General features: G+C 39.6%; 16 protein-coding genes. 11 read left to right on the top strand and 5 right to left on the bottom strand.

The genetic code is table 11. The annotated features are described in order from the left end of the window. Positions 1 to 18 precede the first annotated feature (18 nt). A complete protein-coding gene (locus IGJ87_RS09025) occupies positions 19 to 297 on the bottom strand; it encodes a hypothetical protein (protein ID WP_002289230.1) in 279 nt (92 codons plus the stop codon). A gap of 192 nt (positions 298 to 489) precedes the next feature. On the opposite strand from IGJ87_RS09025, the gene IGJ87_RS09020 reads away from it, so the two are divergent. After that, positions 490 to 1146: a Crp/Fnr family transcriptional regulator gene (locus tag IGJ87_RS09020; protein ID WP_002289231.1), complete on the top strand. Its 657-nt coding sequence runs from the start codon at positions 490 to 492 to the stop codon at positions 1144 to 1146. Positions 1147 to 1588: 442 nt separating this feature from the next. On the opposite strand, the gene IGJ87_RS09015 is transcribed toward IGJ87_RS09020, so the two are convergent. From IGJ87_RS09015 to IGJ87_RS09005, 3 genes are read right to left on the bottom strand one after another with little or no spacing between them, the layout of a single operon-like run. Continuing rightward, positions 1589 to 2386 carry a TPM domain-containing protein gene (locus IGJ87_RS09015; RefSeq protein ID WP_002289232.1) on the bottom strand — a complete coding sequence of 266 codons (798 nt, stop codon included), beginning with the start codon at positions 2384 to 2386 and terminating at the stop codon, positions 1589 to 1591. Continuing rightward, positions 2383 to 3567: a hypothetical protein gene (locus IGJ87_RS09010; RefSeq protein WP_002289233.1), complete on the bottom strand. Its 1185-nt coding sequence runs from the start codon at positions 3565 to 3567 to the stop codon at positions 2383 to 2385. Before IGJ87_RS09010 ends, IGJ87_RS09015 begins: the two co-directional genes overlap by 4 nt. A 24-nt stretch (positions 3568 to 3591) precedes the next feature. Further along, positions 3592 to 4839, bottom strand: coding sequence for an SPFH domain-containing protein (locus IGJ87_RS09005; protein ID WP_002338701.1), 1248 nt, complete (start codon positions 4837 to 4839; stop codon positions 3592 to 3594). Between the two features lie 214 nt (positions 4840 to 5053). Here IGJ87_RS09005 and dnaX point away from each other — a divergent pair, with 214 nt between their 5' ends. From dnaX to dinB, 10 genes are all read left to right on the top strand, one after another. Then, positions 5054 to 6799: a DNA polymerase III subunit gamma/tau gene (gene dnaX, locus IGJ87_RS09000; RefSeq protein ID WP_002294042.1), complete on the top strand. Its 1746-nt coding sequence runs from the start codon at positions 5054 to 5056 to the stop codon at positions 6797 to 6799. Between the two features lie 19 nt (positions 6800 to 6818). Further along, positions 6819 to 7133: a YbaB/EbfC family nucleoid-associated protein gene (locus IGJ87_RS08995; RefSeq protein WP_002292337.1), complete on the top strand. Its 315-nt coding sequence runs from the start codon at positions 6819 to 6821 to the stop codon at positions 7131 to 7133. 24 nt (positions 7134 to 7157) lie between these two features. After that, complete coding sequence (recR, locus tag IGJ87_RS08990; RefSeq protein WP_002296223.1) at positions 7158 to 7754, top strand: recombination mediator RecR; 597 nt, start codon at positions 7158 to 7160, stop codon at positions 7752 to 7754. A 63-nt stretch (positions 7755 to 7817) separates the two neighbouring features. Next, the gene (gene tmk, locus IGJ87_RS08985; RefSeq protein WP_002294039.1) at positions 7818 to 8462 is read left to right on the top strand and encodes a dTMP kinase; all 645 of its coding nucleotides are present in this window, start codon (positions 7818 to 7820) and stop codon (positions 8460 to 8462) included. A 14-nt stretch (positions 8463 to 8476) separates the two neighbouring features. Beyond that, the gene (locus IGJ87_RS08980; RefSeq protein ID WP_002292340.1) at positions 8477 to 8806 is read left to right on the top strand and encodes a cyclic-di-AMP receptor; all 330 of its coding nucleotides are present in this window, start codon (positions 8477 to 8479) and stop codon (positions 8804 to 8806) included. A 13-nt stretch (positions 8807 to 8819) separates the two neighbouring features. Further along, positions 8820 to 9758, top strand: a complete 939-nt coding sequence (gene holB / locus IGJ87_RS08975) for a DNA polymerase III subunit delta' (protein WP_002300512.1) — start codon at positions 8820 to 8822, stop codon at positions 9756 to 9758. Between the two features lie 35 nt (positions 9759 to 9793). Further along, on the top strand, positions 9794 to 10618 hold the full coding sequence (locus IGJ87_RS08970) for a PSP1 domain-containing protein (RefSeq protein ID WP_430609205.1): 825 nt from the start codon (positions 9794 to 9796) through the stop codon (positions 10616 to 10618). Then, positions 10611 to 10958, top strand: a complete 348-nt coding sequence (locus IGJ87_RS08965; protein ID WP_002288076.1) for a DNA replication initiation control protein YabA — start codon at positions 10611 to 10613, stop codon at positions 10956 to 10958. Before IGJ87_RS08970 ends, IGJ87_RS08965 begins: the two co-directional genes overlap by 8 nt. A gap of 68 nt (positions 10959 to 11026) precedes the next feature. Next, positions 11027 to 11899 (top strand): 16S rRNA (cytidine(1402)-2'-O)-methyltransferase, encoded by an 873-nt coding sequence (gene rsmI / locus IGJ87_RS08960; protein ID WP_002298874.1) that lies wholly within the window; start codon positions 11027 to 11029, stop codon positions 11897 to 11899. A 108-nt stretch (positions 11900 to 12007) separates the two neighbouring features. After that, positions 12008 to 13129, top strand: a complete 1122-nt coding sequence (dinB, locus tag IGJ87_RS08955; protein ID WP_002294035.1) for a DNA polymerase IV — start codon at positions 12008 to 12010, stop codon at positions 13127 to 13129. A gap of 53 nt (positions 13130 to 13182) precedes the next feature. Here the strand turns inward: dinB and nrdG are convergent, their stop codons facing one another. After that, positions 13183 to 13785, bottom strand: coding sequence for an anaerobic ribonucleoside-triphosphate reductase activating protein (gene nrdG, locus IGJ87_RS08950; RefSeq protein ID WP_002288081.1), 603 nt, complete (start codon positions 13783 to 13785; stop codon positions 13183 to 13185). Between the last annotated feature and the right edge of the window lie 256 nt (positions 13786 to 14041).

Raw genomic sequence — 14041 nt, 5'->3', positions numbered from 1 at the left:
GTATGTTATACATTCCCCTTAAGCTGAATATGCTTTTAATTTTTGTATTTGAACTTCTACATCGTGATAATTGGATGGATAGCGATCAACAAGTTGGCGAATAAATAAATCTCTTGTAGACATAAACAGATTTAAAAATTCTTCGCATTCGTTTGTTGGATTCTCATCCACTGCTTTGATCAATTCGATCGAGTTTTGATACGCATCATTTAAAAAGACTAAAGAAGCTTTCATATCAAATCTTGTTTGATATGCTGTTTCTAATCGATTAATGATTGTGTTCATCCAGTAATTCATGTTTTTTCCCTCTATTCTTAAAAAATTTTACTTCTGCAGTATAACGAATAAAAAAAAGGAAAAAAATCGCATAAGTGATGGAAAAAGGTACTTAACAAATGTTAATATCATTAGTAAAATACCTTTGGACTTTAAAAAGTTTTAAAGTACTGTATGATCTTTTTAGATGAAAGTTTGGATGGGGGAGCATCATTGGATAGTAGAGTCTTAAAGGAATATTTGGATAAAAATGATTTTCCGATTATACGCAAAGGATATCATAAATATTTGACATTCGAAGGGATGGAAGATTCCCATACGTATATCTTGAAAGAGGGAACGGTAAAAGCAAGTGTTATTTCAAATGATGGGAGAGAATTTAACCTTCGCTATATCAAAGATCTTGAAATCGTCTCTCTTTTAAAAGACGAATATTCACAATTCATCGATTCGCCGTATAATATTCGAGTTGAATCAGAATATGCAGAGTTTTATCGAATCAATCGTGTGCGCTTTTGGCAAAATATCAACCAAGACCCAAAGCTACAACACTATGTAAAAGAGTATTACCGCTATCGTCTGCTTTATTCGATGAAAAAAATGCAGCAAATGCTATTAAACGGAAAGCTGGGAGCTGTTTGTACGCAACTTTACGAATTATATGATTTATTCGGTGTGCGGACAGAAGAAGGGATGCTGATCGATTTTTCGATCACGAATGAAGAAATCGCCAAATTTTGTGGCATCTCAACTGCTAGCAGTGTAAACAGAATTTTAAAACAACTGAAAAAAGATGGTATTATCACCGTTAAAGACCATCATATCGTTATTTTGAATATGGACTTGTTAGAAGACAATATTATCTTTTGATGAACAAAGAGGTTGTGAAATCAGCGTTTTGACCTGAGTATTAGAGAAACAAACGGAAAAATAGTTCCTCATATTTTGCCGTTTTTTGAGCTAATACCGAGGGTCAGCTGATTGAACACCGTTTACCAAGAGGTTGTGAGCCTGCCGTTTAACTCTGAGTCACAAGGAACAATTTCAAAAAACAGCTTTTCATGTTTGATGAATATTGTGACTTGTGACCGAGGAGTTGGTAGGAGAACACCGTTTAAGGAAGAGGTTGTGAAAAAGCTGTTCTGCATCAAGTAATAAGAAGAGCCAAGTAAAAACAGTCTCTTATGTTTTTAACTTGGCTGGACTTATCACCGTAGATGTAAGCTTTTGAACGCCGTTTATTTGCAACAAAAGGGGCTGTGACACGATTTTTGTCACAGCCCTTTTTTTGCGAACATTCATTTAGCAATTTTTAGAAACTTCTGCCGCCACCGCCAAAAGTCCCGCCACCGCTAGAATGGGTAGTACTTCCGCCACCGCCGCTTCCAGGAGGTGGGCTTTTGGGGATTCTTCTTGTCGTGACAAAAGAATTTGTCAGACGATCGGTTTTTTCAGTTAATTTGATACTGGATTTTTCTCGGAATGGATATTTGTAGATGCCTGATTTCAATTGATAACGCGAAACAGTCACAAAATAAAAGACAAGACTAAGGATAAGAGCCAAAACAACAGCAATGATGATTTCTACTGTCGTCAAAACCTTATAGCGTGTAATTTTGCCAGTTTCTTCGTCTACACGATAATGTCCTCCTGGAACTCCGTCTTCCACATATGTTGCTGATTTAGACAGGTAAGCTTTTGCAGCATTGTAATAGGCAGCATTTGTCATCTGATCATAAACATCATCTAAGATCGAATCGATTCTGCTGTCAGTCAAATAATCGATCATATTACCAGAAGTCGAAATGTAGATTTCACGCTGTCCCATATCTAATAGCAATACTGAGCCATTTTGATCATTTCCGACTGCGTCTCTTAAGTAATTATCAGCAAAGTCTCTTGGTTCTTCTGAATTAGATGTAGTCGTTACGATCAAGACTCGTCCTTTGATTTTTTCATTCAGCTTTTCTGCCTGTTGTTCCAAAGATTGGATTTGATCTGTTGTGAATAACCCAGCCTCATCATTTACCGTAGCTGTATCTGCATGAGTAGCCACCGGCCAGCCAACACTTACTAGCAAAAGAAAGAATAAAAAAAATTTTTTCATCATATCAAGTAACCTCCGATCAGAAAGAGGATCGCTAGCCCAGCGAAAATCCCAAGAGCGGTCAGTCCCAATTTTTTCTGGCTGATCGGCAGGACACCGCTGACCTTTCCTGTTTGTCCATTCATTGCGTAGTAGTAGACTTTTTTACTTGAGTCATTGCTTCGATAAGTAACAAGCCATACCGGCAGTAATACGTAATTATTTACTTCGTTTGTGATTGAAGCAGAAGTTCGCACACCGGTCAATGTTGTATATCCATTTGCGGTATCTTTTAACAGCTTCTCTGAATAGTCTTTTAATTCAGATTGAATCTGTGATTTGATTGCCTCATATTCGATATCTCTTTTTTCTGCTTGGAACCCGGCTAAATACTGGCTTTTAAAATCAATTGCTTTATCTAACGGGAAAGGTTGCACGCCTTCGACCATCTTTTGTTGCGTATTTTTTGATAAGGCATTTTTTACTAGTTCTTTAAAAGAAAGCTTGCCTGCTCTTGAAACAGCAAATTGCTTCGTTTCTGTGTATTCGATGTCACCTATCCGCCATATGCGGATAACTGTACCATTCGCCTGCATGGCACCATCTACTTCAGCATCTGTAGCCCAATAAGGGAAATACACACCTGTCAACTTATCGATTTGATCCTTATTGAAAAAAGCTTTGGGAACAAACCATTTTTTCTTGGTCCAAGCGAGAAATCTGTTGATTGCTTCTTCTTTCTCGACAGCAAAAGGAAGTACTTTATTTGGCAAGAATTCTCCGCTTAAACGTCCCGATAGTACGACGGGATTATGGCAGTAGTAACAATAAGTCGCAGCAGTTGTCGCATCAGTCACGATCTCTGCACCACAGTTGGGACAAAGAAAAAGATCTATCGCTGCGGTATTATCTGCAGATTCGTCCGCTGTATCTGAAAAACCGCCTGCCTCGTCAACCGCTTTGCGCTCGGCTTCATTCATATCGGCAAGCTGTTCTTGGGCTGTAAAAGTAAAATCTTCGGTAGGTGAAGGTTCTTCTTTGCTTTCTTCGCCAGCCATACGCGCTTCTTTTTGCTTTTGCTCATATTGGCTGACTTCTTCTTCTGTATAGATATTCAGGCAGTATTCGCAATGAAATTTTTGGTCTTTGGGATCAAAAGTCAACGGACCGCCGCAATTAGGACATTTATGTGTAAGAACATCCATCAGCTGCACACCTTTCTAAATAAATTAATCAACGGGGATTCCTTTAAACGGTTTACCACAGTTTGGACAGAATTTAGGGATGCCGTTGGAAAGATCCACGATCTCATTGCATTCACTGCATCGCATTTGTAGCTTAGGCTGAACGTTTTCTACAGGTTTGGCAGCTCCGCAGTTGGAACAGAATTTTCCGGAATTTTCTGTCCCGCAAACTGGACATGTCCAAGTATCCGCATTTCCTTGTGCAGTTTGTTGATTTTGTTTTTCTGCTTGTTGTTTGATTTGTTCTTGGTTATTTTGAGCTGCTTGAGAAAGATAAGAACCATTTGCATTCATTCCCATACCTACACCCATAAAGCCGGTCATTGCTCCTGCTTCATTTTTTCCGGCTGCTTCCATACCACGTGCAATGGAACCTTGCACGTATCCTTCACGTACGCTAGGATCACCTAGCATCGCCCCTTCGTTACGCATATTGATCAGTTTCACAGAATCATCGGTGTAAGAAATGCTGGCTACAGCCACAGAAACAATCTCCATCCCACGTAATTCACGCCAAGAATCATCCAATGCAGTATCCATGTATTTGCTTAATTCCAAACTCTTAGATGGTACATAAGAAATCCGTTGACCATCTGCAGACATCTGATTGATTGCTGATTGCAGCGCTGTTAGGAATTCAGCTAAATACTGCTCATTGATATCATTGATTTCCACTTGTGTTTTGTTTTTAGGGATTGCGTTTGTATAAAATAAAATCGGGTCAACGACATGAATAGAATAAGTGCCATGTGCCCGTAAGAATAATTCTGCGTTATAGAAATTGTCAAAGTAGTTCAACGGCGCGCTTGTACCGAATTTGATTCCCTTTATTTCTTGGAGATTGATATAAAAAACTTGTTGTTTCTGCGGTGTGACGCCGCCAAATTTAAATCGGTCAAAAGTTTCAGCAATTGCTTCTTTCAGTGTTCCGTTGAACATGGAAGGAGCTGCGTCATTTTTAATGGTGTAATAACCTTCCTCAGCGGTATAATCGATGATTTTTCCACCATCGACCAAAAGCATCATCATGTTTGGATAGACATGGACGACTGTTCCGTCTGTTAAAACATCTTCTGTTCCTTTACGATTGGAGCCACGTTTGTCATCTTTGCGGACTTTGACACCTTTTGTCATGACCGTTGTATCACTCATATTGTCTGGTTCGATGACTTCTAGCCATTGATCTGCCAGACCGCCGCCAACCATACTTGTTGCTGTTTTGATAAGACCCATAAAAAATTCCTCCTCTGATTCAGCTAATGCCAAACAATTATTGTTTATTTATTATACCATAGGAAGATGTGAAACTTCTCGGACTAGAGACGGAATTGAAATGGAAAATTGCGTATTGTTTAAATACCTGAAAAAGCCGAGAAGGATAGTAGTTTTTTTACCTAATATCACGTATAATAAGAGATAGTGAATTTTTTAAAAAAGGGGGATCCTTATGGCATATCAAGCACTTTATCGAGTCTGGCGTTCGCAGCGTTTCGAAGACATCGTTGGACAAAAAGCTGTGACACAGACACTAAAAAATGCTATTGTTTCCCACAAAACCTCACATGCCTACTTGTTTACAGGACCCAGAGGAACCGGAAAGACGAGTGCAGCAAAGATTTTCGCAAAAGCAATCAACTGTCCGAACAGTAAAGACGGTGAGCCATGCAACGAATGCGAAATGTGTCGATCAATTACTGCTGGTACGCAAGAAGATGTGATCGAAATCGATGCTGCCAGCAATAACGGAGTCGAAGAAATCCGATTTATCCGTGATCGGGCAAATTATGCGCCTACAAAGGCAGCGTACAAAGTGTACATTATTGATGAGGTACATATGCTTTCAACAGGAGCTTTCAATGCCTTGTTGAAAACATTGGAAGAGCCAAAAGAAAGTGTCATATTCATCTTAGCAACGACCGAACCTCACAAAATACCAGCTACGATCATTTCACGGACTCAGCGATTTGATTTTAAACGGATCAATACGGCAGATATTGTCGAACATCTTGAATTTATCTTGAAAGAATCGACTATCAGCTATGAACCAGCTGCATTGAATGTGATTGCCCGTTCTGCAGAAGGCGGGATGCGGGATGCATTGAGTATTCTTGATCAGGCAATCTCGTTTAGTGAAGGAACAATTACTTTAGATGATGCCATGCAAGTGACAGGTAGCTTAACTGACGAAATGATGGACAGTTACTTGAGTGCTTGCGTGAAAAAAGAAGTACCAGAAGCATTGGAAACATTGAACCAAATTCTCGCAGCCGGCAAAGAATCACGTCGCTTTCTAGAGGATATGTTACAATACTGCCGTGACTTGCTGATGTATCAGCAAGCACCTAACCTAGTTGAGGAACAATCGAGTACGATCAGAAGTACATTTACAGAATTGGCACAAACTGTTTCAGCGGATCAGCTGTTTTCAATGATAAAGATTTTGAGCGATACTCAAAATGAAATTCGTTTTACCAATAGTGCCGCTATTTATTTGGAAGTCGCTACAGTCAAACTTGCACAGCTACCGTCTGCTTCTGTTCCTTCAGCAGATGTAGCATTTGCAGATGATCAGATAGTAAAACAGCTACAACAAGAGATTAAGGAACTAAGAAACGAAATCAAGGAACTACGCAGTAATACAGGAATTGAGAATACAAAAGTACAGCCGGTACAGCAAACAAATCATAAAAAACAGACAAGTACCTATCGTGTACCGACGGAACGAGTATATAAAGTTCTGCGGGAAGCGACAAGACAGCATCTGAACCAAGTAAAAGAAGTATGGGAAGACTTGCTGATGAGTCTATCTGTCACTCAGCGAGCAATGCTTAAAGCAAGCGAACCAGTTGCAGCTGGACCTACAGGACTAGTGATTGCGTTTGATTATGAGATTGTTTGTCAAAGAGCAGCAAATGACGAAGAATTGCAGCTTTCGGTACACAACAACTTAAGCCGAATGATCAAAGATTATGCGCCTGATCCTGTTTATATTACAAGAGAAAGCTGGCCAGAACTTCGAAGAAATTATTTGACGCAGGCACAAGAAGAGGGAACAGAAAACTCTTTTGCTTCTGAAGACTCAGAAGGAGAAATCGAGTTGCTTCCTCAAGAACAAGAAGTACCAGAAGAAACACTTGTAGTAAAAGCAGAGGAACTGTTTGGCTCCGAAGCTGTTACAGTGGTAGATGATTAATAAAAAGGAGTAGATAATTATGATGCGTGGAATGGGCAATATGCAAGGCATGATGAAACAAGTACAAAAAATGCAAAAAGAAATGGCAGAAGCACAAGAGCTGCTAAATAAAACAGAGTTTACAGGTAAAGCCACCAATGAATTGGTCAAAGCGGTTTTTACAGGCGATCGTCGCATGAAAGATATCCAAATCAATGAAGAAGTCGTTGATCCTGATGATATCGAGATGCTTCAGGATCTTGTCGTAATGGCAGTCAATGATGCGATCGCACAAATTGATGTGGAAACTGAGAAAAAATTAGGGAAATACGCAAAAGGTTTGCCAGGATTTTAGTTTTAAACTGAAGGAGTAATGAATATGCAATATCCAGAACCAATTGCGAAACTGATCGACAGCTACATGAAACTTCCAGGAATCGGTCAGAAAACAGCGACAAGACTCGCCTTTTATACGATCGATATGAAAGATGAAGTAGTAAATGAATTTGCTAAATCTTTGTTAAGTGTAAAACGCGATTTGCATTTTTGTAGTATCTGCGGAAACATCACAGAAGAAGATCCCTGCGAAATATGTAGAAATCCTTCACGTGATCGAAGCGTTATCCTAGTGGTCGAAGAGCCGAAAGATGTAATGGCAATGGAAAAAATGCGAGAATATCACGGACTTTATCATGTTCTCCATGGTGTGTTATCACCGATGGAAGGGACAGGTCCAGAAGACATCAATATTTCTTCTCTGTTGCAGCGGCTGCATGATGCAGATGTAAAAGAAGTGATTATCGCAACAAATGCAACAACAGAGGGAGAAGCAACAGCTATGTATCTCTCACGTCTGATCAAACCCGCAGGTATCAAAGTGACTCGTCTAGCACATGGTCTGTCTGTAGGCTCTGATATCGAGTATGCAGATGAAGTTACTTTATTGAAAGCTGTCGAAGGAAGACGTGAGTTATAAATTTCTAATTAAGTGTTTTTTCAGATACAATATAAAAGCAGCACAAGAGATGGGGGCAACAATGTGAACGGACTATTTATTACAATCGAGGGGCCTGATGGTGCAGGAAAAACCAGCATCTTGAATGAACTTTACCCTCTTTTGAAAGAAGTAGCAAAAACAGAAATCATTCAAACAAGAGAACCAGGAGGCATTCCGATTGCTGAAGAGATCCGAGCAGTGATCCTTGATCCAAAAAATGATCGGATGGATGAACGTACGGAAGCACTGCTTTATGCAGCAGCAAGAAGACAACATCTAGTCGAAAAGGTTCTGCCTGCTCTGGCAAAAGGGAAAATCGTTTTATGCGATAGATTTGTCGACAGTTCTCTTGCTTATCAAGGTGCAGGCCGACGCATCGGCGTTACCGAGATTGCTCGGTTGAATGAGTTTGCTACAGAAGGTACTACGCCGGATTTTACCCTTTATCTTGACGTAGATTCAGACACCGGATTAAGAAGAATCAAGAAAAACAGACAAAATCAAATCGACCGTTTAGATTCGGAAGGTTTGGAATTCCACCAGCGTGTACGTCATGCTTACTTAAAGCTGGCAGAAGAGAATCCGGAAAGAATCCACAAAGTTGATGCAAGAAAAAGCTTTGAAGAAGTGCTGCAAACAAGTTATCATACAATTATTGAACAGTATCCGCAATTTTTTGAAAACTAGGAAGGTGAACGTTTATGAAAATTATTTTAGCGATTATCCAAGACAAAGACAGCAACCGTTTATCAAATGAATTGATTGATGCAAATATCCGTGCCACAAAACTATCATCGACAGGCGGCTTCCTTAAGGCTGGAAACAGTACGTTTATCGTGGGTATTGAAGATGACCGTGTAGAAGAAGCATTGGAAATCATCAAAAAAACGTGTGAATCAAGAAAGCAATTTGTATCTACACCTGTTACACTGGATATTTCGATGGATGGGGGCGTCCCTTATCCAGTAGAAGTAGAAGTAGGCGGTGCCACAGTCTTCGTCTTACCTGTTGAAGGATTCCATCAATTTTAGGAGGAGCTGAGCTATGAATCAAGAAATAAACTTGGCTCAAATGCAACCGATCGTGTATCAGCAGCTTCAACGGAGTTTTGAGCATGGGCGTATCGCTCATGCTTATCTTTTTGAAGGGGAGAAAGGAACAGGAAAACATGAAGTAGGTATATGGCTTGCACAGCACCTGTTCTGTACCCAAATGAAAGACAATCTGCCTTGTGGAAAATGCAACAATTGTCAGCGGATCGAAAAGAAAGAACATCCAGATGTTTTGGTTATTGAACCGGAAGGACAAACCATCAAAGTCGATCAGATCAGACGTTTGCAGACGGAATTCAGTCGCAGCGGTTACGAATCAAGAAAAAAAGTTTTTTTGATCAAAGAAGCTGAAAAAATGAATAGCAGTGCGGCAAACAGTTTGTTGAAATTCTTGGAAGAGCCCCCTGGAGATTTTTTAGCGGTGTTAGAAACAGATGCAGTAGGAAGAATTCTCCCTACTATTCAATCTCGTTGTCAAGTTCTGCATTTTCAAGAACTTTCGAAAGAAGCACTGATCCATCGATTGCAAGAAGAGCAGATTCCATTGGAAAAAGCAAAACTTTTGGCTTTCTTAACAAACAGTTTAGGAAAAGCAGTTGAAATCTCTCAAGATGAATGGTTTAATGATGCTAAGGACTTGATTTATCAATGGTTCGTTTACTTGCAAAAGCAAGATACTCAAGCCTTTATCTATGTCCAAAAAAAATTGATAAAATCATTTAAAGAAAAAACACAACAGTTTACAGGATTATCTGTCTTGATGTTTTATTATCAGGAAGCACAGCGTCAAGCAGTAGCAAACGGCGAATATGGCAAAGTGAAACAGATAAACCAGATAATTGAACGGATATTGATCGCAGAGCAGAAACTACGCAGCAATGTCAGTTTTCAGGCTGTTGCGGAACAGTTCGTTTTGCATACGATTTTTTAGCTTGCCGCAAAGGATGATGATCAAGGAGGATGGAAATGGTAGAAGTAGTAGGTGTCCGATATAGAGATGCAGGTCATATCTATTATTTTGCACCAGGAGACTCTGAATATGTTTATAATGACAAGGTATTAGTCGAATCTCAGCAATCCTTACATATTGCTACTGTTGTCCTTCCTAAAAAAGAGATTGATCCCAATGACCTTCCTGAAGCTATCCGTCCGATCTTGCATAAAGCGTCACAAGCTGAATTAGAAAAAGACAAAAAAAACAAAAAAGATGCTCATGATGCATTGAAAATCGCAAAAGAAAAAGTGCAGTTGCGTGAGTTGGAAATGAAAATGGTCAAAGCTGAATACACATTTGATCGAAATAAATTGATTTTTTCTTTCACGGCGGACGGGCGAATTGACTTTAGAGAATTGGTAAAAGATCTGGCCGCTGTATTTCGTACTCGTATTGAGCTTCGACAAATTGGTGTCCGCGATGAAGCAAAGATAATAGGCGGAATTGGTCCATGTGGGCGTCCATTATGCTGTTCTTCTTTTTTAGGCAATTTCGTGCCTGTATCAATCAAAATGGCAAAAGATCAAAGTTTATCTTTGAATCCAACAAAAATTTCCGGTTTATGCGGACGCTTGATGTGCTGTCTGCAATATGAGAGCGAAGAATACGAGACAGCGAAAAAAGAACTCCCTGACTTTGGAAAAGTAATTGCTACACCTGATGGTAAAGGGAAAGTCGTAGGGTTGAATCTGCTTAGCCGTATCGTTAGTATTCGGCTGACTGGACGGGAAAATCCTGTCGAATATGAATGGGATGAATTGAAAGAATTTATCCAAGTAGGTGAGATGAATGGATAAGAGATCATTATACGACGGATTGAATCAATTAGAATCAGAGTTGAGAAATACATTAACAGAACTTGTTGAAATGAAGCATGCTTTGCATGAGATCGTAGAAAAAAATACAACTTTGGAGATGGAAAATCAACGTCTGCGGGAACACCTGCGGGAATTGAACCAAGTTGCACAAGCTCCAGCTGAAAATGTGAAGCAGGAACTTTCTAAGTCTCGTATGAATCTTGAAAAAATTTATGAAGAAGGATTCCATGTCTGCTACGATTTATATGGATCAAGAAGGGACAATGACGAGCCTTGTGCGTTTTGTCTAGAAGTGATCTATCGCGAAAGCGGTCGATGACCAATAACAAGAGGAGACTGGAGCGGAGAAATACTGCTCCAGTCTTTTTATTAAGGAGATTGTGACAGATGTATAATCAAAAAAGTTTCAAGGGAAATCCGGTATATGGGGATTTATATCTTGTACCGACGCCAATTGGAAATTTAGAAGATATGAGCTACAGAAGTGTTCGTATGCTGCAAGAATCCGATCTTATCGCAAGTGAGGATACGCGTAATACACAAAAGTTATTGAATCATTTTGAAATCCATACACCCCAAAAAAGTTTACATGAACATAATTATAAAGAACGTGTCCCTCAATTGATTGCTTTGTTAAAAGAAGGAAAAACGATTGCTCAAGTCAGTGACGCAGGAATGCCTTCCATCAGCGATCCTGGACATGAGCTAGTTTTAGCCTGCATAAAAGAAGGGATTTCTGTGATCTCTATCCCAGGACCTACAGCTGGGATGACGGCTTTGATTGCTTCAGGGCTAATGCCTCAACCATTTTTATTTTATGGCTTCCTTCCACGTAAGAAAAAAGAACAGAAAGAAACATTGAAAAAGCTAAAAGAACAGACAGCTACGCTGATTTTTTATGAGTCACCTTATCGGATCACTGCTACATTGACGAATTTCTTAGAAATTTTTGGAAATCGCCAAGTCGTTTTGTGTCGGGAATTGACAAAGGTCCATGAAGAATACCTTAGAGGAAGTACGGAAGAGCTACTCGCTTATATCGAAGAACATCCAGTAAAGGGTGAATGTTGTCTGCTTGTAGAAGGGAATTTGTTCGAAACGCCAGTGACGGAAGTTGATGAAGAGTTGGGAACGTTAAAGGAACAAGTAGAAGCAAAGATCGCTTCAGGCGAAAAACCAAATGCTGCTATCAAAGCAGTAGCGCTGAAAAATGGGCTGAAAAAACAAGAAGTCTACCGTCAGTACCATGAATTAGACTGAGATAGTATAAGTTGTCTATAATGAAAGACTAATGAGGAAATCAGCTACTAACTTTTCAAATCTCTTGAACGCGAACGAATGTTCCTGTATAATGAATAAGAGGTGAGGATGATGGAGCTGCAATTTCCTTTACATAATGATACATCAAGAAAAATCATTCATATTGATATGGATGCTTTTTTCGCTTCGGTTGAAGAACGAGATCATCCTGAGTTTCGCGGACATCCATTAGTAATTGCCAGACACCCCAGTGACACTGGTGGGCGTGGAGTAGTGACTACAGCAAATTATGAAGCAAGAAAATTCGGAATTCATTCAGCAATGAGTGCACAAAAAGCGTATGAGCTTTGTCCGCAAGCCATCTTTAAGCCTGGCGACCATCATAAATACAGCGATATTTCCAAACAAGTACGGGAAGTATTCTATCGTTATACAGATATTGTGGAACCAGTTAGTATCGATGAAGCGTATCTTGATGTGACCGAAAATAAAATCAATTGCAAGTCAGCCATCAAAATCGCCCGAATGATCCAAGCAGATATTTGGGAGAGTGTCCAGCTAACATGTTCTGCGGGAGTAAGTTACAATAAGTTTTTGGCCAAATTAGCATCAGACTATCAAAAACCTAGAGGAATCACGGTAGTTGCCCCTCAAGACGCTGTGCCATTTTTAAAAGCTTTGCCAATTGAAAAATTTCATGGGGTAGGGAAGAAAACTGTACCTAGAATGCATGAGCTAGGGATTTATACAGGAAAAGACCTATATGAATGCACAGAAATGATGTTGATTCGAAATTTTGGAAAAATGGGCTATTCTCTTTATCGTAAAGTCAGAGGAATCCATGATTCTCCAGTAAACGTTACAAGAGAGCGAAAATCTGTGGGAAAAGAGCATACTTATGGGCAGCCGTTGCAAACGGAAGAAGCAGTGCTGACTCAGTTGCGCCAACTAGCTGAAAAAGTAGAAGAAGCACTGAGAAGAGTCCAAAAACATGGGAAAACAGTAGTTTTGAAGGTCAGGTACACGGACTATTCTACTGTGACCAAAAGAGTGACATTGCCAGAATATATCTATAAAAAAGAAGCACTCTTTTATCAAGCAAGCCTTATATGGGAGGAAATCTTGGGAGTAGAAAAAGGGATCCGATTGTTAGGGATTACTTTGACGAATCTGGACCCGATGACTTATGAAAACATCGTCCTTCCATTATGGGAAAATCAAGAAATATAAAAACAGCTTTGAGAGTTGAAACCGGAAATCCGTTTTCTCTCCCAAAGCTGTTTTTATATTAAGTCTTGCTTTTTGATTTGTTCATAGGTTTCTGTTGCATCCGTACATTTTTCCCAAATCACAACTTGATTGGATTCTAAAGATTTTTGGACGTCAATGATCCGCTGGTTGCTACTTCCGCGAAATTGTAGTTTTAGGTCACGTTTGCTTAATTCAAAGCGTCCGTCAACAAGGATATCGATTTGCGAAAGGAGTTCTAATTTATCTTCTGAATCTTGTAGCAATTCATCAAAGGTATAGCCTGTCCATGACCAGATATCTTTTGTCGTACCGAACTCTTTTCGGATACGTCGTACGACTTGCAGACAAACATCTGTATTCAAAAAAGGTTCGCCACCAAGTAAAGTTAATCCTTGCACGTAATCGTTGCGCAAGTCAGCGATGATTTGTTCTTCTAATTCAGGTGTGAATGGTTTGCCATATCGGAAATTTTGTGCAGCTTTGTTGAAGCAGCCTTCGCAGGCAAATAAGCAGCCACTAACGTAAAGACTGTTGCGGACACCTTCACCATCGACAAAATTAAACGGTTTGTAGTCAGCAATATAGTTTTGGCTGTAGTCTTTTGCTAACCATTCTTTTGGTTTTGGATTTCTCATAAAAAAACTTCTTTCATTTAAGGTTCAAAGATATAGCTATTGAAGATAAAATCTACTCGACCACATAAATAAGAACAAACTGACCTAAATCCATTGTTCAAGAAAGCTTGTTCTTATCTTGATAGAGGGCGTTCAAAGATACAAAGCCATCGAAAGAGGGTGGTGAAAAAAGACTTGTCATAGCCTCTTATTCTGAATAAACGGTGTTCAAAAGCTTGCATCTGCAGTAATAAGCCCAACTAAACGAAAAATATGA

Source organism: Enterococcus sp. DIV1411a (assembly GCF_050531945.1).
In the GTDB taxonomy this organism is placed as follows: domain Bacteria; phylum Bacillota; class Bacilli; order Lactobacillales; family Enterococcaceae; genus Enterococcus_B; species Enterococcus_B faecium.
This window is presented reverse-complemented; position numbering and strand designations above follow the sequence as displayed.